Origin of the sequence: Pseudidiomarina indica (genome assembly GCF_900104245.1) — a bacterium.
In the GTDB taxonomy this organism is placed as follows: Bacteria; Pseudomonadota; Gammaproteobacteria; order Enterobacterales; family Alteromonadaceae; genus Pseudidiomarina; species Pseudidiomarina indica.
In genome coordinates, this window is the sequence record NZ_FMXN01000001.1 from 104,616 (window position 1) to 129,084 (window position 24,469).

The following is a 24,469-nucleotide window of genomic DNA, read 5'->3' on the forward strand; positions in this document are numbered from 1 at the left end:
ATGACGAACTGGTTTCAGCGTTTTAATCGTGTTTGGTTAGTGGAAGTGGTGCGGCGCTATGAGTTAGAGCATGGCACCCTGCATGATGAGTCCATTAACCAGACCGCTTGGGCACCAACACAGCTGACCGAACGACTTGCCGTGCGCGCTGAACTGCTTGCGGAGAAACTGGGCCTTGCTCGCACCGCCCAACAGTGGCAACAGCTTTACCGGATGGTGTGGGGAGCTTTGTTGTTGCTGGCCGTGGTGAGTGCGGTGGCGATCGTGCGCAGCGCCTTGGTCATTCAGCAACCCATTTCATTAAGTTATGCGTTATTGGTGTTATTGGGATTGCAACTGGCGATGTTTGTGTTGTGGTTGCTGAGCCTTCCGTTTAAATCTCATCTTAGTGCGATCGGGCGGCTGCTGCTATGGCTCTATCGCCGCTTAGGACGTGATCCTTTGCGCCAGCAACGACAGAATACGTTTCTGAGTGTGCTGAACCAGCATGGTTTAACCACGCCGCTAGCCGCAGTGCTTTCTCATGGCTACTGGTTATTGGTGATGTTGGCCGTGTGGCTGCTATTGGCCTTGCACTTAAGTACCGATGCCTATCGATTCACCTGGGCCACCACCATTCTGGCACCCAGTACGTTGCAAACGATTGTGGATAGCATTCATTGGCTGCCGCAACAATTAGGTGTTACCGCACCTTCTATTACCGCATTATGGAATGAACCTGATGCCCGGTTGCAACTGACCGCAGGGCGTTGGTTGTTGAGTTGTGTGTTTTGGTATGGCGTGGCATGGCGCGGGCTATGGTGGTTAGGCTCCTTGCTGGTGCTGCTGTACAAACTGCGACGGCTGCGCATTGATGTGCAGTTGCCGGGCTTCGCCGCCGCGTTGCGCCAATTGCAAGATAGCTCATCCACAACAGTGGTCGATGCTGATACTGGTACTGACGCAAGGCATGAACAGAAAACTCCCACAACCTCCTTGATAGGCGCGGGCACTCGGGTGCTAAGTTTGGATTATGAGGCAGATAGCCAATGGTTGACTGCACACCAGCAGCACCCCAACTATTTGGGAGTGATTGCGAGCCATCACGACAAACAGCAGGTACTGGAACAGTTGCGGCATCAGCCGGTGACGCAATTAACCGTCCGGATCAACACGCAACTGTCACCGGATAGAGCTACGTTGCGTTATCTAAATCAGTTGCAGCAGTTCACGGAAGCGTTACAGGTGCATTTTGTGCAACCACAGGGCGGGGATATGACGCGACTGCAACACTGGCAGCAGCAACTCACCACGGAGGCGATTCCATGGCAACTTCAGCCCCATTAAAGCTTGCGGTGGTCGGTCATACCAATACCGGGAAAACATCGTTATTACGAACGCTTCTGCACGATGCACAATTTGGAGTGGTGGATTCGCGACCGAGCACCACCCGCGAGGTGATTCAAACGGATGTTAAAATTGCCCAGCAGGTGTTGCTGCAATTATTTGATACGCCTGGGCTGGAAGCGGGAACCGACTTATACGATGCGTTAAACCAATTGACGGAGCAGCATCGCCATGATGGCCCTGCGCAAGTACAGGTATTTTTATCCTCCCCAGCAGCCAGCGAAGCGTATGAGCAAGAAGCAAAAGTTTTACGCCAGCTATTGCAGTCGGATGCTGCTTTGTACGTGATTGATGTGCGTGATCCTGTATTACCTAAGTTTCAAGATGAATTAGCGGTATTGGCGCGTTGTGGCAAGCCCATTCTGCCAATTTTGAACTTCGTGGCGCAACAACCGAACCATCGCGCCGCCTGGCAGCAGGCATTGAATCACGTGCATCTGCATGTGCAAATTGAGTTCGATGCGGTGACCCCGCCCGTTGAAGGAGAAGAAATTCTCTGCCAGCGATTAATTGCCTTAGTGCCGGAATTTGAGCCGCAATTGCAGGCCTTCGCCCAGGCGCGCCAGCAGCAACGACAGCAACGATGGCTCGTCGGGTCGCAGCAGATTGCCGAATTATTAGTGGATGTCGCCGCGTACCAGTATCGGGTGCAAGGCCACGAAACGAGCGAAGAACATCACGAATTCCTGATGCGCCAAGTGCAGGAGCGGGTCAAACAGCGCGAGCAACAATGTGTGCAGGAATTGCTTGCCTTGTATGCGTTTGAATTAACCGCCGTTGAATTACCCCAATTGAATCGTCAAACCGGTCAATGGCGTGATGACTTATTTGCGGCGCAAACATTTGCTGATTTTGGGATCAAAACTGGGCTAGGGCTGGGCAGTGGCGCAGCGATGGGCGCAGGCGTCGACGTGCTTGTTGGGGGCCTGAGCTTAGGTGCCGGTACGGCGATCGGAGCCTTGGTGGGAGGCGTCTGGCAAGGCTGGAATCATTACGGCAAACGCTTAGTCGGCCACTTGAAAGGGGAACGTGAGCTCATTGTTGAGGATAAGGTGTTGCAGTTGCTGTGCTTGCGGCAATTGGCGCTGATCCAACAGCTGGCGCAACGAGGGCACGGAGCCCAACACATTGTGCAGGTGGCAGATGCCCAGCCGCTGCAGCAAGAATGGTTGCGGCAGGTGCTCCAACTGTTGCATAAAGCACGGAAAAAACCGTATTGGTCGAGCATGGTTCCTGCGCAATTTGTGGTCGGCAAAGAACGGCATCAATGCGTTACTAAACTCCAGCAGCTCCTGCAGGACAATGTAAAGTTTTTATTAATTCGCAATTGACAATGAGAATCATTCTCATTACGATCTGAGCCCTTATTACAAGGGGGGAATGATCGTGCTTAAAAAATCATTAATACAGTGGCTCATCATCGCAACCAGTGTGCTATTAGTGGCATGTGGGGGCAGTGATGAGGATGAGGTTGAACAGGTTGTATTGAATGTCACTCTTGCGCAGGGCAGCTCCTGGCAGCAAGATTTAGACTTAGGGAATTTTGCGGCGATTATCAGCGCACCAAAGCATGGGGTGTTATCGCTGAATAATAACCGTGTGAGTTATGTGCCTTATCAATCCTATCGCGGCACCGACCAAGCGCGGATTGAAGGCAGTCGTAATGTTTATACCATTCAATTTACGGTGACTGCGGTTAACCAGCCACCGATCCTACAAAATACCGAAATTGAAGTGGTCGCGAGTCGCGAAATTACCGGTCACTTGGTCGTCTATGATCAAGATAATGACCCCATTCAATTCGAGCTGGTTACCCCGCCTGAGAGTGGTGAGTTTGAGCTTCATCAGGACGGTCGCTTTCGTTATCTTTTGGATGATTTGATTTTACCCAACGCGACTTTTACCGTGAGCCTGAGCGATGGCGTGAATCAGCCCGTGATTGAAGACGTGCTACTGTTGCCGGCTTACACCACCAATGAAGAGAAAGCGGCGTACTACTACTTTTCAAACGCTTCACATTTATCGGCCAGTGAACGTCGGCTCGCTGAGATTCAGTCATCGTTGGATACGGAAACAGCGTATCAAAGTGTTGCCTTGGGCTATGTTGGCGCAAGCTTAGACGATGAAGTGCAGCGCATTCTAACCAATTACATTCAGTCGCAGGCGGAACAAGCGAATACCTTGAAAGCCTTAGCCAATGCCTATGACGAGCGCAATGAAAGTGATAAAGCAGCCCAATTTCGTCAGCTTGCGTTAGAAACCCACGTTCAAATGGTGCTGGATAATGGCATCGAGAACATGGTCAACGCAGATGGGCGTTATTATTTAGGCTTATTGCGGGATGCATTAGCGGCGCAGGATGATGTTCTTGCCAATCGTATTATTCACCAAGTGAACCTTTATTTGGATGCATTAGCTGGCGGCGTGTATAAAAATGCCATTGGGTTTATTGCCCAAACGGCTCGCACCAACTCCGTTGAATTGGCCTCGGCTTACTTGAAAAGTGGGGATCAAGAGCTGCTCGAGCAAGCCATCGAAAACCTCGATATTATGGCGCGTGCTGCCGCATCGGCAGGGTACCAAGAGTTTTCAAATCGCCCAACGCACTATCGGTTAGCGCCGTTATACTATGTTTGGGCGGCCGAGCAGTATTTCTACATTGGCGAAATTGACAAGGCGAAACACGCCTTAGCTGAAACTTTAGCGTACTACGGTCCGGTGGATTATGATCCAAACTTGGTGTTGCCAGCGAAAAACTTTGCTGAAAACACCGTGGATCAATATCGTGCGCCGCTGACCGAAGCATCGGCTCTGTTCTCAGCGTTATATCCGAACTCGGCAAACTATCCGCAGCAGATTTTAGCCACCTACGGAACCGCTCGAGAGCAGGAAAGTGCAGAGCGTAGCGTGCAAGCCATGACGTATTTTCTGCGGGTATTGAACGATGGCACGGGAACCAACGCCATCGAACAAGTATTGGCTGATATGGCGACCGCCTACGGCAGCAATCCGCGCACCTTCGTATCAGAAATTATTGAATCATCGGAGCAATTCCCGAAACTTGCCGCCTTGTTGTGGCGTTACAATCGTCAAGATGAAGCCCGAGTTGCTTACCAATATGCTCTCGACATAGTCGCTTCGGATGCCTATGCCCAACAAAACGCGAACACCCCAGCGTTCTACACCGGGAATAATGGCTGTTTTAGAATTGTGAACCGCATTTTGGGGAATAACGACGTGGCCTTTGCCCAGCAAGCAGCGAATCAATGTGCCGGCTTGTTGAATCATGTTTCTTCGAACCATTTCGCGCATTTAAGCAATGTGATCAAAATGCAACATGCGGTCGGCCAATCGAACTTAGCGGAACCATTGTTTATGCAGGCAAGTGCGGTGATTGAAACCGAACTCACTACCGAAATCAGTCAAGCCAATGCCTGGTTTGATCTTGCGAAGCTGAGCGCCAATGCGAAACGCTACCATGAAGTTTTAGCTTATGTGGAGCAGGGCTTTGCGCAGCTGAACGAAGCCCCAAGAGTGACAGTGAATGAGTTCAAAGGGGTGCTGACGGCGCTGGATAAAATCATGTCGATTAGCACGAGCACGACGGTTTATGAGCCGGCCGTTGCGGTGTTAACAGAATTACGCAGCCATGCGTATAACGACAGTCAATATCAGACCTTGCTGACGGATATTCAAGCACCTCTCAATACCTTGCTTACCACCTTAGATAGTGAGTTAAAGCAACGTCCAGTAGTGGAGCAGGGTGACTTGATTTTCGATTTAGTCGAAGCCTTGGCGCAAGTTCGCCACTACACCTTGGCGGAACAAACCATTCAAGCTCTGGATATCGGTACAGCCGAGAAGTTTGCAAGCCTTGCCGTGCTATCCGAGCTCCAAGCCTTGCAAGATGATTTCCCAGCGAGCCCTATTGCGACCGTGGATACGGACCAAGACGGCAAAGCGAACTTCTTTGCCATTGCAGCGACCCCAGAGCAGTTGGCAAATACCGATATTGAATTAGATGATGACGCAGATGGTGATGGAGTTGCTGATGAAGAAGATCCGCAGCCACTTGGCTCCCTATAATTATCTGCGAATGCTGATTCGTTTAAGCTTATCGTTACCGCTATTAGCGGTAGCGGCAAGTAGCCAGGCCTCCGTCTCCCTCGATAAGGAGACGGCGGCTGTTCGTGACGGGGCGGGCGAACAGGTCGAGCAAAAAGATGATGCAGAGAAAACTGCCAAGGGTAAAAAGAAGCACCGGGCAATGGAGCGTATCAGTGTTTATGGTCGGCGGTGGCTCCCACAAACGCATCGGGCGGAAGGCAGCTATACGTTGAATCGTGAGTTCATTGATAACGCATTAAAAGGCAATGGCAACATCACCGATATGTTGCTGTTTTTACCTGGTGTTCAGGGTTCTGAAGACGCATTGGACGTGAATCAGCAGGCTGAAATCCGAAGCAAACTCATTTCTATTTCTGGGGCGCAGCCTTGGCAGACCTCCTTTTTGTTAGATGGGGTGAGCAACAACTCCATGCTTGACCCGGGGAGTTTTAGTCGCTCAGTGACCGCTCAGAACGATGTGCAGGGGCACCCAGAAGCAAGCTTTATTAACCAAGAACTGATTGAATCAGTGACCGTGTATGACAGCAATATACCTGCTCGTTATGGTTCTTTTGGTGGCGGCGTGGTGGACATGCAACTCCGTGAACCCACGCGTAAACCACGTTTCAGCGTGAATTATCGGCGCTCCCACAGTGATTGGGGCAGCTATCGTTATCTCGATTTGCGTGAGTACAATGAGGATGCCGAAGCATCCGCAAAAGATGTGAATTGGCCCGAAGAACCCAACTTCACTAAAGAAACGATCAGTTTTACGGCCAGCGCGCCCATCACTAAGAAGCAGTCTGTGACGCTCTCCGTGGCGCGTACGACGTCCACTATTACGGATATCTCCTTACAAGATGCCGTCGAAACCGACCGCGAATCGATAAGTATGGCAGCAACCTATGTGATTGATGATTGGCTGGTGGACCGCATTCGGATTCAAGCCAGTCATGCGCCTTATACGGGGCGTCACATTCTATCGAACGTCTGGAACTCAAACTTTGAGCTAAAGGGCGGTGGGCAGCGTTTGTCCTTACAATTAGAGGACACCCTGTGGGGCGGGGAATGGAACGCAACCCTGGCCTATAACCGCAGCGAGAATAGCCGCAAGGCACCGGGGGTATTTCTACCTTGGATTCGGGCGAAAGGGAAAGAATGGGGCATCGATAGCGGCGAACCGCCATTAAGCGTGGAAGGTGGCTATGGTGACCTAGAGAAAACTCAGCAGAGCTGGTTAGCGCGAGGCCATTTGACGCTGCCATTAGGCATGAATTGGGGGGCCGAACATCAGTTAGAAGTTGGGGGAGCACTCCAGTATCTCGAGGTGCAACGTGAACGCCCAGAAGCGACCGCAATCTATTCATCGGCATTTCGTGATGCCAATTTAAACTGTCAGGGGCAATCGCTGGACTGTATTGAACAGCAGTACGCCATGCCGTTGGATGAGTTGGCTCTTGAGTTAGGGGGCACCATTGACTTTACCAACCCCGAGCATGTGCAAGCATACTTAGATAACTTGTTAGCGCGAGGGCAATTCTTCCGCTATCGTCGCATTTATCTGGAAGAGTTTATCGACGTTGGGCTGTATCAAACGGATCTCTACGCTGAATATAGCGCACAGTGGGACCGCGTTGATCTCAGTTTGGGGGCGCGGTTGGACTATGATGACTTTTTAGGAAATCTGAATCCTTCTTTTAGAAGTCGTATTAGTATTGATGTGTTTGGCGATGATCGCACTCGTATTCATAGTGGTCTTAATCGGTATTACGCGACCAATTTATTGACCTATAAGTTGCGTGAAGGGCAGCGACCCTATCTGACTCAGTACCGATTAATGCAGGACGGAAAGGTAGGGGATTGGGTTACTTCTTCCGCTGCTGCTCGTTTTACCTATCGTTTTGACGACGTTAAAACACCTTATTCGGATGAGGTGGTATTTGGGGTGAAACAGCGCGTGTTCGATCATGGCTTAGTGAGCTTGAACTATGTGTATCGCCAAAGTCACGATCAGATCACCCGGGGTGAGTCAGAACTCATTGATGGCATTACCCACCTTTATCAGACCAACGAAGGTGAAAGTAAGCATCAACGGGTGTCATTGTCATACACTCATGCATGGCGCAAACATGCCCTGAATTTTAATGTGAACTACACCGAAAATACCTCATCCGCGGAATCCTACGACAACACGGTGCTGAATGTGCCAGAGGATGAATTGGTGGTACTGCGTGACTTAAACGGCAATCACCGTTTAGTGAGCTATGACGATTTAACGCGTCGCCAACTCGATTTTAGTCGCCCACTTACCGCCAACTTGGTCTGGAATGCTCAATGGGGACGTCAATTAAATACAACGTTAACAGCTAATTATGTGAACCGATTTGATACGGTTGTTGACTTGGGCATGCAGTATGAAGTGGATCGTAGCGATTTAATTCTGTGCCCGCAGTGCGATATTAATCAATTAACCTACCCGCTTGTTCAGCGAAACAGAAAAACCGGGACGTGTGTTATTTGGTGGGCGAGTGGCGTATGAAATTCCAGTCTCCCAAAAGTTGGATTTAGGGGTCAACCTTGAAATCAGTAACCTCTTTAATCAACGGACGTATGCGGTCAGTGAAGGAATGGCCGGCATTGAAGTGGGTCGTGAGTTTTGGTTAGGTGTGCAATTAAAATGGTAAAACAATCACGCAGTTTTGTTGTCGCAGTGGTGGTTTTTTGTGTTGCGGCTGCCGCTAGCGTACAGGGTGCGCAGAATGTGGCAGAGAGCACTGTAAGCCAAGCGTATCTCCAGCCCGTGTCTGATTGGCCCGCGTTGCATCCCAATGCTGCGGGAGAACTTGCGGCATTACCTGAGCCACTTCCTGTGGATGAGACCTTAGTTCGCATTGGTGAACGTTTATTCCACGATCCAAAGCTCTCGAAAGACGGCACCATTAGTTGCGCAAGTTGCCATAAATCCAATCATCACTTTGCGGATAACGTGCGCATTTCTCCCGGCGTCGCGGGAAAAGAAGGCCGCCGTACCGCACAGATGCTGCGCTTGGTTGGGCATTGGGACAAGTTGTTTTGGGATGGCCGAGTTTCACAGTTAAAAGAACTGGTTGAGCAACCACTGACTGATCCGGTCGAAATGGCTAGTAGCATTGAGCATGTGATGGCGTACGTGATGGCAAAACCCGGTTATCATGATGCGCTGGCGGATTACTTTAAAGAGGACCTACAGTGGGAGCAGGTGGCATCAGCGATTGCTGAATACATTATGAGCTTGGATGCCCCCATGCGTCGGTTTGATTACTTTATGCAAGCCATCGCTGCCGGCGATATGGCGCAAGCAGCCAATTACCTGTCTGAGGAAGAACGTTGGGGCATGCATTTATTCCGCACCAAGGCGGGGTGTGTTCAATGTCACGCAGGGCCGCTGTTTTCTGATCAGCAACTGCATAACATCGGGCTTGCTTACTATGGTCGCCACTTTGAAGACTTGGGCCATTATCGGGTTAGTGGGCAAGCGGAACACGTCGGTGCTTTTCGGACGCCATCGCTCCGTTATGTCAGTGAACGTCCGCACCTGATGCACAATGGGTTATTCAACGATCTGAATGGCATTGTACGAATGTACCGTCATGGCGGGCCGCGTCCACGCCCCAAAGGCGATCAGGTCAACGATCCATTATTCCCAGAAACATCGCCCTTACTGGTGCCATTTGAGTTATCCCAAGAAGAAGAAAATGCCATCGTGAGTTTTCTGAAAACGCTGTAACAAAAAAGGGGCTTAGATTTTTGTCTAAGCCCCTTTCTTATTAAATTTGTTGGTCGGCGTGATAGGATTTGAACCTACGACCCCTGACACCCCATAGCTGCCACGTCGAATGGCTGAAAGCCGCATAAATAAAGGGTTTGACCAGTATTTATAAGGGCTGCAGCTTGATTGGTGATTGCTTTTAATGTTACCGTTTGTAGCTTGATGTAGCCATTTATTGCGTTATACTGGCTACATATCGGCTACACGGAATAAGGCGGCTACATGAAAACTTCAATCAGTACCACAGCAGCGAACCAGTTTGCTAAGACAGCAAGCGAGCGCCAGCAACTATCATGCAAAGTTATAAAAGGCTTTCACTTGCTACGCTTGAAATGCGTTTCATCGTGGCGTTATCGGTACACTGACGCGGCAGGAAAGCGCAAGACGCTAACTATTGGTGAATACCCAGCATTAAAGCCACAGGAAGCCGCGCAAATCGCCCTAGAATGGCGCGTAGGGATCACAAAGGGCGAAGCTGACCCGATTGCTAAGCGGCAAGCGATAGCAGCGCAGAAACGCGCACAGGAGCAGCTGCAAGCACAGAGAGAAAACCTAAAGCTAGGGCGCTTTTTTGAGCATTACAGCAAAGTGCTAAAAGACAGCCCGGACGTGCTAGGCAAAATTAGCCTTGCTTTTAGTTTTCTGTTTGAGCGTGACATGGACATGATAACGCCACACGACATAGATAAATGGTATCAAGAAAAACGCGAAGCTGGGCTAAAGCGTTCAACCCTTGTGGGCTACTTTGGTGCATTAAAAGCTATGCTCAATTATGCCGCTGGCACTAAAAAAGGCCAGTCAAACCATGAGCCAGTTTTAACGGTGAACCCATTAGCCGGGTACACGTTGCCACAGCTAACCAAAGAGGAACGCAAAGCACTGCGCCAAGAAGATAATAAAATGATGGCCATGCGCGACATATTCAGCCCCGAAGTAAAGGCCGCCATTCTCAAAGGGCTAGATAGCTACGCAGAGGAATTAAGAGCCAAGCGCCGCCGTAGTTTACGCCTTGCAAAAAACCAGCACTTACCCAGCCTTGATGATGTGGCTTTTCCGCATTGGTTTATACCATTCACGCAAATAGCCATGATGACAGGCATGCGCCCCGGTGATATTTACGCCCTTAGATGGGAAAACCTTGATCACAACCCTTTTAACGGCAAGTACACGCTAATTTATACGCCGAAGAAAACAGAGCATAAAGGTGATGACCCGATAAAGGTAATCTTTAATTTAGGCACACAGCACCCCCTTATTGATACGCTGACGACTTGGCGCAAACAGCAAGGCAACCCAAAGACCGGGCTTATATTCCCGTCCGAGCGCGTTAGCGGTGAGATGGATAGAAAAGCCCACCTAAAGCACTGGAAGCACGTTAAAGAGCTTGGCGGCGTTCCTGATGGGCTGCAGTTCTATTCATTCCGTCATAACTTTATCAGCGACTTAGTACGCAAAGGGAAATCACCAGAGCTTATTCGTAAGCTAGTAGGCCACGCTGACACCAGCATGATTACTAAAAACTACATGAGAACGGACGATCACGACATGGAAGCATTAACCGCGCTTGCAGCCGATAGCTGGGGCAATCATACAACAAGCCCGGCTAAGGCCGTGGGGGGCGAATGATGAATAACGAGCAGTTAAAGGAAAGCCTTTTACAGTTAAATTTAGAAGAAGCAATAAAAATGCTGACCCAGTATGGCGATAAACAGCCCCTAATCGATATTGGTAAAACCGATATGCTGCGAATAGCCAGCCACGACAAAGGCCATGAGCTTTTAATGAGGGCTTTAGATGGTCAAAGGCTAGGTAAAGAGGGGCGCGGAGCAGCCAAACAGCAGCCAACAGAAATAAAGCACCTAGAAATACTTTGCTATTTGTATTTTCTCAAAGGGCAAGGCGTACCTATTAAGGGAGAGTACAAAAACGGGAAAGAAACAGCTTTTCAGTTAGCCGCAGACAAGTTCCATAAGTCTGAAAGCCAAATCGGGGCTATATGGAAAAAGCGCAAAGAAACACTGAAACATATCGCGTTATTCAACCGCGAAAACAATTAGGGGTTACTAATTAGCTTAATTGATAACCCCACGAATAAGGTAGCCAAATTGAAAAACTAGCCATGTAACAACCAGCAACTAGAGGTTAAACATGGCTACTACCAACCCCACACCAGCAAGCGATTTATTGCGGCCTGAACAGGCCGCTAACTTTCTGAATATGCACCGGGTAACGCTTCACCGATTAAGTGAACGTGATCCAACATTCCCACGAAAAATAAAAGCCAGTGCGCGCCTTTGCTATTACCGCAAAAGCGAATTAGAAGCATGGCTAGCAAGTCGGGAGGTGTAACATGGAATTTACCGTTCCCGATAGCTACGACCTACGCCCAAGTCGCCGCAAGTGGCTTAAAGAAGCAATGAAGCTTAAGAACGCAAATTCAGCACTTTTGAGTTTTATTGTTTGTCGTTTAAGTGCTGGAAATTTGACGCTTAAAACAATCCTCAAACTTTGTTCAAAGCAGGGCTTTACACCTAGCGAAGCCCGACACGCTCTAGGGCGCTTAATGGAAGCTGGCTTGATCGAATACAGCCATATTGAGCCTGATATTTTCGTGAGCTTTAACGAAGCTGGCAAGAAGTTCGCGCAGGAGGTGGGTAATGAGTAACAGCACCGTAAAAGCCTTTCTAAAGCGAATCAATACTACTGATCACTTCTGCGACACCAAAGCAGCGCAAAGCACCCTAGATGCGCTTCTGAAGGCTCAACAGTCTTTCTACTGTCACAGCAACAGCGGCAACGCAAAAGCCGCACATGATGCTTGGAAGAACGTAGAAATGCTGGCGTATGAAGTGGAACAGCTTGTTCTCGGTGGCGTGATCGAATTGTACGAGGGGGACGAATAATGTACACACAAAAAAAAGCCCCGGCGGCAACCGAGGCTCAATGCAAAGAGGTAAACTTTGATAGTTCAAATATTAACCTATGTTCGGGCTTTGGGCAATTCCACAGCACCAATAATAAGCGCGAGCCAAAGCCCTACGTAGGGATCACACTTGCACAGGTGGCCGATATGCTCGCGACCCCACCAAGTACGGCTAAAGAGCATGGCCAATGGGCTATTTTCTCGAACCTTGCGAGCCGTGACGTTATCGAGCAGCGCAATAGTGGCGAGTTTTACGCGCTATGGGCTGACATTGACGATCCAGACGGTAAACCTTTCAAAGATATGTTTAGCCTTGCTTGTAAGGTGCTAGGCGTTGATTTGATGGGCTACACCAGCCGCAGTGCTACCGAGGATAAGCAGAAATGCCGCTTCATTGTTCCGCTGGCGCACCCGGTGAACGGTAACGACTTTGAGATCATGCAAAAGATACTCAATGACAAGTTAGAAGCCGCTGGAATAGCACCAGACCGCAAAACTGAAACCGCTAACCAGATTTGCTACCTACCGAACAAAGGCGAGTTTTACGACTTTATGGAAAACCCATTTAGCGGCCTGTTATCGGTTGATAGCTGGGGCGATGAGTTCCACGCAGAGCTAGAAGCCCTAGAAGCTGCAGAGCGCGAACGTAAGCAACGCTTAGAGCAAAGCAAGCGTAAGGCATACGAGCGTATGCAAAGCGGCGTAAAAAGCCCGATAGAAGCCTTTAATGCGGCCTATAGCGCCGTAGATTTACTACCCGGCTATGGTGGCAAGGTTAAAGGCAATCGAGCCGTATCGCCCTTGTCTGAAAGCGGCAACTACCAAATTCAGATACAGCCGGACGGTAAGCTATTAAGCCACCACGGTAGCGACATGGAAGCCGGAATAGGGAAGCTCACCCAAAGCAACAAAGCCCGGCTAATTGATGCTTGGGATTTATTCAAGTTCTTTGAGCATGGCAACGATGAAGCCGCAGCACTTAAAGCCGCTGGCGCTATGTTCAAGGACGAAAACGGCGTAAGTATTACCAAGCAAAACCAGCGCGACTACATGGCAAACCAGAGCGCAAGCCCAGAAGCTATTGCAGCGGTTAAGGCTATGTTTGATAAGGCCGAGGACGAACCAAGCGAACAGTTAGAACCACCTAGCCCAGCTGATGTTGATATAGACAATCCCCCGGGGCTTGCTGGCGATATATGCCGCTTAATGCAACTCGAAGCGCGGCGGCTACGCCCAGAGCTTTACCCCCTTGCGGCGCTTCACTTAATGGCGCTAATGGGGCGCAAGCGCAAAAGCGTTTACACAAGCAAGCTAAACCTAATAACGCTAGGCATAGCTGAAACTGCAGCCGGAAAGGAAACGGCGCAGAACGTTATTAAAAAGCTGGCTAACGATATGTACGCTTCACGCTATATTCACGGCAACGCTGGCAGCTTTAAGGATTTAATCGAAAACCTTATTGAGGGCGAAGGCACTAGCCTTTATATCGTTGACGAAATCCACAGCTTTCTAGACTCAATGAAAAGCCAAAAGGCGGCAACCTATGAAACCAAAATGGAAGCCGAAATATTGGTAATGAGCAGCACCGAGCTTTACACGTTCCGAGGTATGGAAAAGCGCCAAATACTCAAAACCAAAAGCAAGGACGTAAGCGAACTAGAAAACAAGCTAGATAAGCTGGGCGACAATGACAGCGAAGAAAAGCGCAAGCTAGAACGTGCGCTAGAAAAGACTAAGCTAGTTATTGAGTACCTGAAAAATGGCTGGCCTGATCCGTTTTTCTCAATCATGGGGCATAGCGTACCAGATCGGCTAGATAGCTTTGCAAGCCTTGAAAACATAGCCAGCGGCTTCATTGGTCGAACCATAATAAGACGTTGCCCAGAACGCCGCGAGAAGCTACGCAGAACGCAATTAAACAGCGCAGAAGTGGCTAGATTGCATGGCGCAATAATCTGGGGCTTTGAGCAAATGCAAGCCAGCCACGGCGTGGTAGACGTTACACCAGAAGCCGAAGCCTACTTAAATGCTTGCGTGGATTGGTACGACGACGACGACCAGCTAAACCATTCAATAGTAGGCGGCGTTTACGCCAGAGCGCCAGAGCAGCTATTTAAGGTGGCAAGCATACTAGGGCTGGACGGTGGCACGATCACGCTAGAACACGCCAAATACGCCCACGCTTTGGTAAAAAACTCGGTTGATGATGTTAAGTACCTTATTCTTAAGTCATACGCCGAACGTGCCGAAGCTGGCGAGGTCGAAATAATGGCAGCCGCTAAGCAAACCGTTCTACGCAACTGTAAAGGGCAAGGCCTAGCACCTAGCAAACTTAGGGAAAAGGTAAGCAAGCCCAAAAGCTGGCAGCAATTACAACAAGCGAACCAAAAGCGCGACTATTTCCAAGAGCTAATAGAACGCTTGTTACAATCCGGTGAGCTTGAGCTAATAGAAAACGGTCGGCGGCAGCGATACGTTTCAAGGGCGGTAGTTTAATCAAAGGGGGCGTAAAGCCCCTTTTTTTGTGTTTAACGTTCTACCGTTCCCCAACTTTCTACCAACTCGGGGGAACGTACAGCCCTTATCTAGCCTAGCTTTGGGGCTAACTTTCTACTTTCTACCAAAAACCTAAGACAAATAAAAAAGCACAAATAATTGGAAGAAAAAAATAGGAATTATCTATATTGGTAGAAAATAAGGCTTTACCCCTTTATTTATAAGGCTTTGACGTTCCCCCAAGACGGTAGAACGTGGTAGAAAATAAGCCCTAAAGCCTTATATGGCGCGGCCTTGACGTTCCCCCAACCAAGCTGGGCTAAAACAGAGCAGAACACCGAGCGAGTAAAGGGGGAAAATATCCAGCCTCAGAACCCGACTACCCCCTAAAAATGACCCAAAACACCCTGTAACTAGCGCCCCCTGTCTGTAAATGGCAGTTTGTAACGCTTTCAACCTATTGTATTTATTGTTTTTGTTGTTTCTGTTTGTAGTCGTGTAGCCAATATGTAGCCAATTAGCGCTAAAATATAAGGCATATACCAACCAAATAGGCGGCAATTATGAGCAAAGCAGACCTAAAAGAAGTAGCACTTCATTCATTCTTTGGCCTTGTCATTGGCGCGTCATTCGTTGCAATCACGACTGCAGCCGTTGTGGTGTTCAGCGCATGAGCAAGACCCGCACCCCACCAGAGAAGTTTACCGCTAACTGGCTGCAGTCATTGGACAAGCGCACCGCCGTTGCACAAGAGCTACAACAGCGCCATAAGTTGCTAACCGATGACTTAGGCGGCATCGACCAGTTGAGCTACCAGCAACGCGCATTAGTTGAACGTGCCTTGTGGCTTGAATATCACTTGCAACAGGAAGAACAAAAACTAGCCAGCGGCCAAGAGTTCGACAGCGGCAAGTGGACGCAATCATGCAACGCCTTGCAAGGTATTCTCACCAAGCTAGGGCTAAACCGAGTAGCCAAGACGATCCCAGCGCTGCAGACCTACGTTAAAGGCGGTGGCAAATGAATATCATCGAAGCCATGCACGATGAGAACTTATTTGCTCACCAGTTCAGCGGTGAAAGCTGGCGTGCTTGGCGCGTTCTGCTTAGCGCGTTCTATGGCTTGCCGATTGCTGATGATGACCTAGCACTATATCAAGAGCTAACCGGCCGCCAGAAGCCACCAGAAGCCCCTCACAACGAGTTATGGCTACCAGTTGGAAGAAGGGGCGGAAAATCGAATACAGCGGCTTTAATCGCCGTTTATGAAGCCTTTTTTAATGACTATTCAGACAAGCTGGCTGCAGGTGAAGTAGCCACGGTGATGGTAATTGCCGCCGACCGCAAGCAAGCGCGTTCAGTGATGCGTTACATTCGCGGCCTTGTGGACGGTAGCCCGATGTTAAAGCAAATGGTGCTGCGCGAAACAACAGAATCCATCGAGTTGGTAAACCGTTGCGTTATCGAGATCACAACCGCGAGCATGAGAGCAACGCGAGGTTATACGGCCAGTTGCATTATTGCCGATGAAATAGCGTTTTGGTTGACCGATGGGGCGAACCCTGACAAGGAAATCATCAACGCTTTGCGCCCCTCGCTGGCCACCTTGAACGGCAAGTTGATTGCGCTTAGCTCACCGTATGCGCGGCGCGGTGTACTTTGGGAAAATTACCGCCGTTACTTTGGCAAGGACAACCAGCGCGTGCTAGTTGCTCAAGCGCCCACGTTGACGATGAACCCCACGCTATCGCCTGAAATAGTTGCAGCGGCCTATGAGGAAGACGCGCAAGCAGCATCGGCAGAATACGGCGCACAGTTCCGTAGTGACGTTGAAAGCTATATCAGCCGCGAAGCCGTGGAAGCGGTAACAATCCCAGACCGCTACGAGTTAGCGCCAGCGAGTTCAAATCATTACTTTGCATTCGTTGATGCGGCTGGCGGCAGTGGCAAAGACGCTATGACGTGCGCGATTGCTCACCAAGATAAAGAAATCATCATAGTTGACGTGCTGCGCGTGATGAAACCGCCGTTCAGCCCTGAATATGTGGTTGAGCAGTTCTGCGACCTACTCAAGATGTACCGCATTAACTATGTAGTTGGCGACCGTTGGGGCGGTGACTTTGTGCGCGAACAGTTCACCAAGCGCGGCATTTACTACGAGTTAAGCGAAAAGAACAAATCAGAGATTTACGGCGAGATGTTGCCGCTTATCAATTCCAAGCGCGTGGAGTTGCCAGATCACAAACAGTTATTTGATGAGCTAGTCGGACTTGAGCGCAAGACTAGTTCAACAGGTAAAGACCGCATCGACCATGCACCGGGCATGCACGATGACGCAGTGAACGCCGTTGCTGGTGTTTGCGTGGTAGCCAGTCAATACAGACCCTACTGCGCCGCACCTAGAATCGGCTTTTAATTTTTAATGCAAAATGAGGTTATAACCATGAACAAACGCACCAGAGTAAAAAGCCCTGTATTCAGTGGCGACATTTTCGAGCGTAATTTAGGCGACTTTGCACAGCGTGACGAAATGCGCGACATAAAGCGCCAGATTGAACGCTTTGGCCAGTTGGTTGAGGGACTTGCTGAAATGCGCGAGAAGCCCGATCCATTTAAGACACAGGCACAAATTAACGTGGAGTATGGCAAGCGCTACGAAGAAGCACTTAGCGCGGCTAAACGAAGCGTTGAAAAGAGCATTGAACGGTTAGTTGACGCACAAGACAAAGCGCGGCGTAACATGATCGTAAAAACCAAACTCGATAGAGTCGTGCCAGACGCGCAAGAGATACGCGCACACTTGCGAGGTATGACGGACAAGCAGCGCCGCGAGTTTATTGCAAAGTCGATTGATCACGGCCGCTTTGAGGTTATTTCAGCCATCGTGAACACTAGCCTACCTGAATTGGCTGGCTTAACGCCTGAATTGGTCACACAGTATCAAATGGCATACGTTGAAAAGGTAGCGCCTGAATACTTGGAAGAAGAAAAAGCAATTCAGACCGCCGAGCAAATGCTAGGCATGGCTTTCGATAGTTTCCGCAAGCAAGCCGAAGAAATGCGCGATCCACACTTAGAGGTTGAAGCGATCAAAATGAAAGAGCAAGCAGACGCGGCAGACGCAGCCTTTAAGCAAGCGCTAAATGCTGATGCAAGAGCCGAGTAATGCACCGATAACGAGTGCAGACGTGCTACCAGAGATGAAGCTGGTACGCGCTGCGCTCGACCTTTTCATAAAAGACGCTATCGACTACCTGACAGCTTGTGAACGGCCACCAGCGAAGTTTAACGAGCTATTCCATGACCAGCAGCAAGCCTTTAACGACTTGTGCCGTTGTGGGCGGATCACGAAGCGCCTTGCTCACCTGAACGACCTAGACCCGCACTATATCAGTGAGCGCTTTCGTCGTTATGTTCGGCGGTACTATTCAGAACAACAGCCCGGCTAGTATGTAACGTAAAACGGCTACATATCGGCTACACGTTATAAAAAAATATTCTAAGAAATAAAAAAGGGGCTTGAACAATCGCTCAAACCCCTGATTTATATTGATTTTTTGGTCGGCGTGACTGGATTTGAACCAGCGACCCCTGACACCCCATGACAGTGCGCTACCAAGCTGCGCCACACGCCGACCGAGGGCGCTATATTACTGAATCTTGCCGATTTGGCAAGGGGTAATCGAATCAACTGCTGGTTTATTCGTCAACTGGGTTGATTTCTCGCTCTTGGCTAAAGCGTTTTAACTTCCGGATGCCATCAACCAACACGGGGGTTGCCGGAGTGACGCCAGGTAAGGGTGTCAAACTGGTAGTATCAAACGAGTGAATCACCGCATCAGCATGAATCACTGAGGTGATTTGCTGATCGTACACCACCAAATCATCCCCATAACTGGTCATGACGGGAAGTCGGCGGGGTTTGCTCGTCAAGTCCACTCCAATTGAATACGCTTTCGCATCATCCACACAGTTTAAGTAGCTGGCGAGTACGGTTGGCATGATATCGGTTAACAGTGCCAAGGGATGAGCTTGGAGCGGGATATATTCGCTATACAGCAGGTTCACTTGCATTGCTTGTTGGGCGTAACCTTGTTCACCTTTCGCCTGGTGGGGGGTTAAACCAACGACGAAAATTTGGTTACCACGTTCCAGTTGTTGCTGGATGAGCTGCTGGAGCTCGGGCGACCATTGGCCCGTAGTGATGATTTCAATGGTCGCGCTTGGATTGGGTCGTTGCTGAGTATCAAAGTCAGTTAACGCGGCGGGTGAACGCTCGGTGGGCAACTGTTGCGTGAGAATCACATCAATTTGGTAATCGCGTAATGCCTCGATGTAGACTGGCGGTAACTGGGCGTTAGCAATGGCCGGTAAATAGAGGTCAGGCAAGGCGTAGAGCAACTCAAACAAGGCACTCTCAAGGTTACGATGGCCGAGGATTGGTTGTTGATACGCTGTCAGCGTCGCGAATTCTTGTTGCACCGCACGCGCTGTTTGGTCGTCAAACTGTGCCAAGCCGACAATGAGGGTATTCGGCGCTTGTGGTACACGGGCGCACTGTAATTCCCGGGCTGGGTAGGTGAGGTGAATGTCGGTGCCATGGCGAATCAGATTCTCGGTGGCTTCTTGCCGTTGTTCTTCCAGCAAGCCATGTTTACTCATGAGAGTTTTCGCGGTGGTTGGATAGCTGAGAGGGAACATATCATCTTGTTTGGTAATGGGCGTATAGAACACTGCATCGGCCCAAATATGTAGGCTATGACTGCCTAAGAAGCAGGCAACAAACACCGCACTTAAACTGGGCCCCCAATACTTCGCTTGCAGCCGATCCAAGCGTTTCCAAGCAATATTGGCAAGCCCGAGCTCAAAAATCAGCAGGACGACAAAAACTAATAATAACCCGATAAGAATCACAAAACTGGCACCGGCAAAGACGGTTTCAGCATCCATGGCCAGCTGGGAAAGGGAATAGGTGTTGAGGTGATAACCATACTGGCGATAAAACAGCGCATCGGCAACTAATGCGATTAAGCCAAAGGATGCGACCAGGGTGCCGATACCGCGTAAGACACGGGTGTAGGGCAACACTAAACAAAACGGGAAAATAAGGATAATAAAGAACACAAAGGGCAAAAAGGCGAAGTGTCCCAGCCAATTGATGATGAGGTAAAGCACCCCTAATGCCGAGCCGGGGGCTTCGGTTGCTTCAATGTAGAGCGTACCGATGGCGAGGACCAGTAGGATGTTAAAGAAGGTGAACCAGTGGCCCCAACTGATTAAGCGCGCAATTTTATCGCGACGTTGTTTTAGCTGTTTCATGAAGGAGGCTTACCTTTTTCCTTATTTTCCAACGATTGTAGCAGGACTTTATCCGTTTGTTCAGTGATTTACTGTAACTCAATGAAGGCCTGCGATGCCATTGTATTTTTTTTTGCAGCGCATGGATTTCAACGCCAGCGTGGTAAACTATCGGATTCATCGTATCACAGCGAATCAAAGAGGACACCGAGTGACTATGCAAGCCGATGTGAAACATAGCATTATCCATCAGTTTTATACCAATGACGGGCAAATTGGGCTGCGGTTAGCGCCTGCTACCTTGGCCAATGATGAGGACGTTCATTTGCTCTTGTCAGAATTAACCGATGTCTATCACGCCAAACCCAGTAAAGGTTATGCGCGTTTCATAAACCCTGAGCACGATGATGTGGATACCGAGCAACTCAGTGAGTTTCCGCCGTTGTTACAGGCATGGCGGAAGGGAGAGGATGAGTTTGTGACGTTTTCGCAGCGCACCGCCCAAATTTTACATCAGCAGCTACAGCACTACGGCTTTTTGGAAAGTGGCTTTTTATTGATTGCTAGCTATTTAGAGCGCGGTCATGATCATTTGGTGGTGGCATTTCTTCCCAATAAAGAGGGTGTTGCCATTGCTCCCGATTTATCCGTGGACCGTTCTTCTCTGTTAGATATTAATCGGGTTTTCTTAGCCGCAACGATTAATTTATCGGAATGGCAAGAAGAGCCCGAATCCACCAGCTATATTTCATTCTTAAAAGGGCGAGTTGGGCGTAAGATTGCTGATTTCTTCCTCGACTTTTTAGGGTGCACCGAAGGCTACAACGTTAAAAAACAAACCCAGCAATTGGTTGAAACCGTTCAAAATTACGTGCAAGAGCATGACTTAGAGCCGGCGCAAGCTCAAGCGGTGCGGCAGTCCGTGTATGAAATCTGTGATACTTCATGGAAGAATGATGAGCCAGTACGGGTTGCCGATTTGTCTGAGCAGTTGGCTCAAGCGGTTACCACGGGGCAAAGTTTTGCCGACTATACCGCAAATTTAGCGCAACCATTGCCCGAGGAACTCCGTACAGATCGGAGCACCGTTCGTAAATTAGTGAAGTTTCAAGGGCAAGGCGGCGGCCTGAGCGTGGGCTTTGACCAGCAACTCCTCGGTGAGCGAGTGGAGTATCACCCGGCCACAGACACCTTGACGATTCGGGGCACGCCACCCAATTTGCGAGATCAATTGCGCCGCTATTTTGGGATTGATAGTTAGCTCTTTAAATACAAAAACGCCGACCTAAGTCGGCGTTTTACTACAAGTGTACGATGGTCGTACTATTTGTCATTTTGTACTGGGATAATGTTTGTCGCGTGGAGACCTTTAGGGCCTTCTTCTAGTTGAAACTCAACATTTTGTCCCGCTTTTAAGGTCCGATAACCTTCCATTTCAATGGTTGAGTAGTGTGCGAAGATATCTCCTTCGCGATCTTCTGCCTCGATAAAGCCAAAACCTTTCGAGTTGTTAAACCATTTCACTTTACCGGTAGCCATACTTCTACTTCCTTATTTGTTCTGCATAAACTATATCGTTATTGTTAGAATGATGAAAACGAATTTGCCGCGTGATTTGAGAGACTTGATACGGTAAATTGTTAACACCATGTTTTACTTTAGGTAACTTCTGCAGATAGTCAAGCTCTATTTGTGTGAATAGTGAACAGTCGTTGTTTTTCTGTAACTAAAATTGATGTAAAGCAGACAGAGTTAGAAGCCTTTTTATAATTTCAGACTATATTTTAAGGGTAGGTTGTTGATGACAATGCCAAGTAATCACCAACACGGGCAAGAACAACTGCTCGATAATAAACAAAAATTACAGCCACCACCGATGTACAAAGTGATCATCATGAATGATGACTACACGCCGATGGACTTTGTGATTGAGGTGTTGATGCGTTATTTTCTGATGGATCAAGAACGAGCAACGGATACGATGCTGACGGTCCATTTTAAAGGCAGTGCTGTTTGTGGTGTATACTCATATGAAGTAGCCGAAACCAAAGTTAGCCACGTTAATCATTATGCTCGCACCCATGAACACCCCTTATTGTGTATTATGGAGCGAGCCTAAAGGCGAACACCGAGCAAGCAACAAACTAAGTAGCAAAGGAGTCGCTCATGTTAAATAAAGCGCTAGAAATTACTTTGAATGATGCGTTTCGGCTTGCCCGCGACCATCATCATGAGTTGATGACGGTTGAACACTTATTACTTGCGCTACTCGATAACCCCGAAGCCGCTCAAGCTTTGCATGCCTGTGGTCTGAACTTCAACCAATTGAAACATGAACTATTAAGTTACTTAGAACGCAGCACGCCGACCTTTGAAGACGAAAGTACCGATGCCGATACCCAACCAACTTTAGGTTTTCAGCGGGTGCTCCAGCGGGCGGTATTTCATGTGCAATCGTCCGGGACTACTGAAGTCACGGGGGCAAATGTGTTGGTCGCGATTTTCGGTGAACAAGAATCCCAAGCGGTTTATCTGCTGAATAAGCACGACATTACTCGACTCGATGTGGTGCATTATCTCTCTCATGGAATGACGAAAATTGAGGATGAATCCCAACATGATGAGGCGATAGATGAGGATGTGTTGTCGACAGAACAACACAACGAGTCGCCCAATTACTTAAAACGGTTTTGTACTAATTTGAATGAACGTGCTCGAGCAGGGCGCATTGATCCCTTAATTGGGCGTGAAGCGGAAGTTGAACGTTGCATTCAAGTGTTATGTCGCCGCCGCAAGAACAATCCGCTATTAGTAGGAGAAGCCGGGGTCGGTAAAACAGCGATCGCCGAAGGCTTAGCCTATCGTATTGTCCGCAACGAAGTGCCCGAAGTAATGGCAGCGGCTGTGATTTATTCCCTCGATATGGGGGGGCTATTAGCGGGCACCAAATATCGGGGTGATTTCGAAAAGCGCTTTAAGCAACTATTGAAAGAACTGTGTGAGCAACCTGACGCGATATTATTCATTGATGAAATTCATACAATTATAGGCGCAGGCGCGGCCAGTGGAGGTGTGCTGGATGCTTCCAACTTGCTGAAACCTTTGCTTAGCAATGGGGAACTCAAATGCATTGGCTCCACAACCTATACAGAATATAAAAATATTTTTGAAAAAGATCGTGCCTTAGTGCGTCGGTTTCAAAATATCGATATCAGCGAGCCGTCCGTGGAAGATACGGCGCGGATTCTCATGGGCTTAAAGGAATATTACGAAGAGCATCACGGCATTCGTTATACGCAGCCAGCCCTTCGTGCTGCCGCAGAACTGTCAGCACGCTATATTAATGACCGCCACTTACCCGATAAAGCCATTGATGTGTTAGATGAAGCGGGCGCTAGCCAGCGGCTGTTGCCACCGTCGAAACGGAAGAAAACCATTGGCGTGCAAGACATCGAAGCGGTGATTGCAAAAATTGCTCGGATCCCAGAGCAGTCGGTGTCTCGCAGCGATCAGCATATACTGAAAAACCTCGATCGGAACTTGAAGTTGGTGGTGTTTGGTCAAGATCACGCCATTGATCAACTCACGGCGGCGATCCGTTTATCGCGTTCGGGCTTAGGCCATGAACATAAGCCGATTGGCTCGTTCTTATTTGCCGGCCCCACTGGTGTTGGGAAAACAGAGATCACCCAGCAATTGGCAAAGGCATTGGGCATTGAATTTATCCGCTTTGATATGTCCGAATACATGGAGCGCCATGCGGTCAGTCGATTAATCGGGGCGCCACCGGGGTATGTGGGTTACGAGCAAGGTGGTTTACTCACTGAAGCTGTCATCAAATCGCCTCATTGTGTGTTGCTATTGGACGAAATTGAGAAAGCCCACAGCGACATCTATAACATTTTGTTGCAGGTGATGGACCACGGCAGTTTAACGGATAACAACGGGCGCAAAGCAGATTTCCGCAATGTGATTGTGGTGATGACCACCAACGCAGGGGTGCAAGAAACCGTGCGCCAATCCATTGGTTTCCAGCAACAAGATCATGCACCAGATGCCATGGTTGAGATAAATCGCACGTTCTCACCGGAGTTCCGTAACCGTTTGGATGCTATTGTTTGGTTTAATCACTTAGAGAAACCAGTCATTGAACGGGTGGTGGACAAGTTTATTACTGAGTTACAAGCTCAGTTAGACAAGAAAAATGTGGTGATTGAGCTTAGCCCAGCTGCGTTACAATGGCTCGCGGAGAAAGGTTATGACCGGGCAATGGGCGCACGGCCGATGGCGCGAATCATTCAAGCGCATTTGAAAAAGCCGTTAGCCAATGAGATCCTGTTTGGTCGACTGATGCAGGGAGGTAGCGTAACAGTTGGGGTAACGAAAGGGGAGCTAAACTTGACGATTCATGAGCGCGAGGCGCGCGGCTCAATCAGCGATTGAGCCGCAAGA

Annotated in this window: 21 protein-coding genes and 1 tRNA gene; 19 read left to right on the plus strand and 3 right to left on the minus strand. The window is 49.1% G+C overall.

Annotated elements, in window-relative coordinates:
- The 16 genes from BLP64_RS00455 to BLP64_RS00525 all read left to right on the plus strand — a co-directional run bounded on the left by BLP64_RS00455 (window position 1) and on the right by BLP64_RS00525 (window position 18,168).
- Complete coding sequence (locus BLP64_RS00455) at window positions 1-1,326, plus strand: DUF2868 domain-containing protein (RefSeq protein ID WP_092590625.1); 1,326 nt, start codon at window positions 1-3, stop codon at window positions 1,324-1,326.
- Window positions 1,305-2,717 (plus strand): DUF3482 domain-containing protein, encoded by a 1,413-nt coding sequence (locus BLP64_RS00460; protein WP_092590627.1) that lies wholly within the window; start codon window positions 1,305-1,307, stop codon window positions 2,715-2,717. Before BLP64_RS00455 ends, BLP64_RS00460 begins: the two co-directional genes overlap by 22 nt.
- A gap of 55 nt (window positions 2,718-2,772) precedes the next feature.
- On the plus strand, window positions 2,773-5,472 hold the full coding sequence (locus BLP64_RS00465; RefSeq protein WP_143001052.1) for an Ig-like domain-containing protein: 2,700 nt from the start codon (window positions 2,773-2,775) through the stop codon (window positions 5,470-5,472).
- The gene (locus BLP64_RS00470; RefSeq protein WP_176754869.1) at window positions 5,438-8,032 is read left to right on the plus strand and encodes a TonB-dependent receptor plug domain-containing protein; all 2,595 of its coding nucleotides are present in this window, start codon (window positions 5,438-5,440) and stop codon (window positions 8,030-8,032) included. The genes BLP64_RS00465 and BLP64_RS00470 overlap by 35 nt, the downstream gene beginning before the upstream one ends.
- Window positions 8,022-8,177, plus strand: coding sequence for a TonB-dependent receptor (locus BLP64_RS10715; protein WP_143001053.1), 156 nt, complete (start codon window positions 8,022-8,024; stop codon window positions 8,175-8,177). The genes BLP64_RS00470 and BLP64_RS10715 overlap by 11 nt, the downstream gene beginning before the upstream one ends.
- Complete coding sequence (locus BLP64_RS00475) at window positions 8,171-9,259, plus strand: cytochrome-c peroxidase (RefSeq protein ID WP_092590633.1); 1,089 nt, start codon at window positions 8,171-8,173, stop codon at window positions 9,257-9,259. Before BLP64_RS10715 ends, BLP64_RS00475 begins: the two co-directional genes overlap by 7 nt.
- A 264-nt stretch (window positions 9,260-9,523) precedes the next feature.
- A complete protein-coding gene (locus BLP64_RS00480; protein WP_092590635.1) occupies window positions 9,524-10,927 on the plus strand; it encodes a tyrosine-type recombinase/integrase in 1,404 nt (467 codons plus the stop codon).
- Window positions 10,924-11,358, plus strand: coding sequence for a hypothetical protein (locus BLP64_RS00485; RefSeq protein WP_092590637.1), 435 nt, complete (start codon window positions 10,924-10,926; stop codon window positions 11,356-11,358). Before BLP64_RS00480 ends, BLP64_RS00485 begins: the two co-directional genes overlap by 4 nt.
- Before the next feature lie 91 nt (window positions 11,359-11,449).
- Entirely contained in the window at window positions 11,450-11,650 is a 201-nt protein-coding gene (locus BLP64_RS00490; protein WP_092590639.1) for a helix-turn-helix transcriptional regulator, read from the plus strand.
- Between the two features lies 1 nt (window position 11,651).
- On the plus strand, window positions 11,652-11,966 hold the full coding sequence (locus tag BLP64_RS00495) for a helix-turn-helix domain-containing protein (protein WP_092590641.1): 315 nt from the start codon (window positions 11,652-11,654) through the stop codon (window positions 11,964-11,966).
- Window positions 11,959-12,204 carry a hypothetical protein gene (locus BLP64_RS00500; RefSeq protein WP_092590643.1) on the plus strand — a complete coding sequence of 82 codons (246 nt, stop codon included), beginning with the start codon at window positions 11,959-11,961 and terminating at the stop codon, window positions 12,202-12,204. Before BLP64_RS00495 ends, BLP64_RS00500 begins: the two co-directional genes overlap by 8 nt.
- Window positions 12,204-14,720 (plus strand): hypothetical protein, encoded by a 2,517-nt coding sequence (locus BLP64_RS00505; RefSeq protein WP_092590645.1) that lies wholly within the window; start codon window positions 12,204-12,206, stop codon window positions 14,718-14,720. The genes BLP64_RS00500 and BLP64_RS00505 overlap by 1 nt, the downstream gene beginning before the upstream one ends.
- A gap of 670 nt (window positions 14,721-15,390) precedes the next feature.
- Entirely contained in the window at window positions 15,391-15,744 is a 354-nt protein-coding gene (locus BLP64_RS00510) for a hypothetical protein (RefSeq protein WP_092590647.1), read from the plus strand.
- Window positions 15,741-17,135, plus strand: a complete 1,395-nt coding sequence (locus BLP64_RS00515) for a hypothetical protein (RefSeq protein WP_092590649.1) — start codon at window positions 15,741-15,743, stop codon at window positions 17,133-17,135. The genes BLP64_RS00510 and BLP64_RS00515 overlap by 4 nt, the downstream gene beginning before the upstream one ends.
- Window positions 17,136-17,162: 27 nt before the next feature.
- Window positions 17,163-17,885, plus strand: coding sequence for a hypothetical protein (locus BLP64_RS00520; protein ID WP_092590651.1), 723 nt, complete (start codon window positions 17,163-17,165; stop codon window positions 17,883-17,885).
- Complete coding sequence (locus BLP64_RS00525; protein WP_092590653.1) at window positions 17,863-18,168, plus strand: hypothetical protein; 306 nt, start codon at window positions 17,863-17,865, stop codon at window positions 18,166-18,168. The genes BLP64_RS00520 and BLP64_RS00525 overlap by 23 nt, the downstream gene beginning before the upstream one ends.
- Window positions 18,169-18,277: 109 nt before the next feature.
- Here BLP64_RS00525 and BLP64_RS00530 read toward each other — a convergent pair.
- Both BLP64_RS00530 and BLP64_RS00535 read right to left on the minus strand, forming a co-directional pair.
- Window positions 18,278-18,354: transfer RNA gene (locus BLP64_RS00530), tRNA-Pro, on the minus strand.
- A 64-nt stretch (window positions 18,355-18,418) separates the two neighbouring features.
- Complete coding sequence (locus BLP64_RS00535) at window positions 18,419-20,038, minus strand: DUF3413 domain-containing protein (RefSeq protein ID WP_092590655.1); 1,620 nt, start codon at window positions 20,036-20,038, stop codon at window positions 18,419-18,421.
- Between the two features lie 94 nt (window positions 20,039-20,132).
- On the opposite strand from BLP64_RS00535, the gene yejK reads away from it, so the two are divergent.
- The gene (gene yejK, locus BLP64_RS00540; RefSeq protein WP_233340065.1) at window positions 20,133-21,278 is read left to right on the plus strand and encodes a nucleoid-associated protein YejK; all 1,146 of its coding nucleotides are present in this window, start codon (window positions 20,133-20,135) and stop codon (window positions 21,276-21,278) included.
- Between the two features lie 62 nt (window positions 21,279-21,340).
- Here the strand turns inward: yejK and cspD are convergent, their stop codons facing one another.
- The gene (gene cspD / locus BLP64_RS00545; RefSeq protein WP_092590657.1) at window positions 21,341-21,556 is read right to left on the minus strand and encodes a cold shock domain-containing protein CspD; all 216 of its coding nucleotides are present in this window, start codon (window positions 21,554-21,556) and stop codon (window positions 21,341-21,343) included.
- Window positions 21,557-21,818: 262 nt separating this feature from the next.
- On the opposite strand from cspD, the gene clpS reads away from it, so the two are divergent.
- Together clpS and clpA are read left to right on the plus strand one after the other, a co-directional pair.
- Window positions 21,819-22,136: an ATP-dependent Clp protease adapter ClpS gene (gene clpS / locus BLP64_RS00550; protein ID WP_407681253.1), complete on the plus strand. Its 318-nt coding sequence runs from the start codon at window positions 21,819-21,821 to the stop codon at window positions 22,134-22,136.
- 47 nt (window positions 22,137-22,183) lie between these two features.
- On the plus strand, window positions 22,184-24,460 hold the full coding sequence (gene clpA, locus BLP64_RS00555; RefSeq protein ID WP_092590659.1) for an ATP-dependent Clp protease ATP-binding subunit ClpA: 2,277 nt from the start codon (window positions 22,184-22,186) through the stop codon (window positions 24,458-24,460).
- Window positions 24,461-24,469: the final 9 nt, after the last annotated feature.

What these genes read in the sequence shown, in the direction of transcription:
- BLP64_RS00480 (WP_092590635.1), top strand. Translation starts at nt 9,524, where the DNA reads ATGAAAACTTCAATCAGTACCACAGCAGCGAACCAGTTTGCTAAGACA.
- BLP64_RS00520 (WP_092590651.1), top strand. Translation starts at nt 17,163, where the DNA reads ATGAACAAACGCACCAGAGTAAAAAGCCCTGTATTCAGTGGCGACATT.
- BLP64_RS00485 (WP_092590637.1), top strand. Translation starts at nt 10,924, where the DNA reads ATGATGAATAACGAGCAGTTAAAGGAAAGCCTTTTACAGTTAAATTTA.
- yejK (WP_233340065.1), top strand. Translation starts at nt 20,133, where the DNA reads ATGCCATTGTATTTTTTTTTGCAGCGCATGGATTTCAACGCCAGCGTG.
- BLP64_RS00455 (WP_092590625.1), top strand. Translation starts at nt 1, where the DNA reads ATGACGAACTGGTTTCAGCGTTTTAATCGTGTTTGGTTAGTGGAAGTG.
- BLP64_RS00470 (WP_176754869.1), top strand. Translation starts at nt 5,438, where the DNA reads ATGAAGAAGATCCGCAGCCACTTGGCTCCCTATAATTATCTGCGAATG.
- BLP64_RS00535 (WP_092590655.1), bottom strand. Translation starts at nt 20,038, where the DNA reads ATGAAACAGCTAAAACAACGTCGCGATAAAATTGCGCGCTTAATCAGT.
- BLP64_RS00505 (WP_092590645.1), top strand. Translation starts at nt 12,204, where the DNA reads ATGTACACACAAAAAAAAGCCCCGGCGGCAACCGAGGCTCAATGCAAA.
- BLP64_RS00495 (WP_092590641.1), top strand. Translation starts at nt 11,652, where the DNA reads ATGGAATTTACCGTTCCCGATAGCTACGACCTACGCCCAAGTCGCCGC.
- BLP64_RS00460 (WP_092590627.1), top strand. Translation starts at nt 1,305, where the DNA reads ATGGCAACTTCAGCCCCATTAAAGCTTGCGGTGGTCGGTCATACCAAT.
- BLP64_RS00475 (WP_092590633.1), top strand. Translation starts at nt 8,171, where the DNA reads ATGGTAAAACAATCACGCAGTTTTGTTGTCGCAGTGGTGGTTTTTTGT.
- cspD (WP_092590657.1), bottom strand. Translation starts at nt 21,556, where the DNA reads ATGGCTACCGGTAAAGTGAAATGGTTTAACAACTCGAAAGGTTTTGGC.
- clpA (WP_092590659.1), top strand. Translation starts at nt 22,184, where the DNA reads ATGTTAAATAAAGCGCTAGAAATTACTTTGAATGATGCGTTTCGGCTT.
- BLP64_RS00500 (WP_092590643.1), top strand. Translation starts at nt 11,959, where the DNA reads ATGAGTAACAGCACCGTAAAAGCCTTTCTAAAGCGAATCAATACTACT.
- BLP64_RS00510 (WP_092590647.1), top strand. Translation starts at nt 15,391, where the DNA reads ATGAGCAAGACCCGCACCCCACCAGAGAAGTTTACCGCTAACTGGCTG.
- clpS (WP_407681253.1), top strand. Translation starts at nt 21,819, where the DNA reads ATGACAATGCCAAGTAATCACCAACACGGGCAAGAACAACTGCTCGAT.
- BLP64_RS00515 (WP_092590649.1), top strand. Translation starts at nt 15,741, where the DNA reads ATGAATATCATCGAAGCCATGCACGATGAGAACTTATTTGCTCACCAG.
- BLP64_RS00490 (WP_092590639.1), top strand. Translation starts at nt 11,450, where the DNA reads ATGGCTACTACCAACCCCACACCAGCAAGCGATTTATTGCGGCCTGAA.
- BLP64_RS00525 (WP_092590653.1), top strand. Translation starts at nt 17,863, where the DNA reads ATGCTGATGCAAGAGCCGAGTAATGCACCGATAACGAGTGCAGACGTG.